Genomic DNA, 568 nt, shown 5'->3' on the forward strand with positions numbered 1-568 from the left:
GCCGCCCGAGCTGCCCGAGGTCGGCACCGGCCCCAGCCTGACCCGCGGCATCCTGCACGTGCTCTTCGTCCGGCCGATCTGGGGCATCACCGGCGCGGGGCTCTTCCTGCTGACCTCGCTGGTCGGCGCCCAGGGCGCGGTCACCGGACTGATCTGGGGCCACGTCGTCGTCGACCTGCAGGACGGCGAAACCCCGACCCTGTGGTCGATCGCGCTGGTGCTCTGCCTGCTCTCCGCGCCACTGATGCTGGCGATCGCCTTCTACTGCTACCCGCGGTGGTGGGTGGAGGTCCTGCTGCGCACCCGGATGTCGGTGCTCTTCGGGCAGACCCAGCAGCACCGGCTGCCGCGCACCCCGCCCGGCGAGGTGGTGGCGCGGTCGATGGACGCCGACCGCTACGCCCGCTACGCCGACCGCTGGGTCGACTTCGTCAACGGCCTGATCATCGCGGCCGTGACCGCAGTGCTGGCCGGCACCTGGCTTGCGGGTGCGGTGCTGATGACCGTGCTGGTCAGCTCGGCGCTCGCCTCGGCCGTCGGTCGTCCGATCGCCGGCCGGTCGGCGGGC

At 72.9% G+C, this 568-nt stretch carries 1 pseudogene; it reads left to right on the forward strand.

Features of this window, described 5'->3' with window-relative positions:
* Positions 1-568, forward strand: a pseudogene (locus ABD151_RS21000) (ABC transporter ATP-binding protein); the annotation flags it as partial.

It is taken from the genome of Nocardioides dubius, assembly GCF_039528155.1.
In the GTDB taxonomy this organism is placed as follows: domain Bacteria; phylum Actinomycetota; class Actinomycetes; order Propionibacteriales; family Nocardioidaceae; genus Nocardioides; species Nocardioides dubius.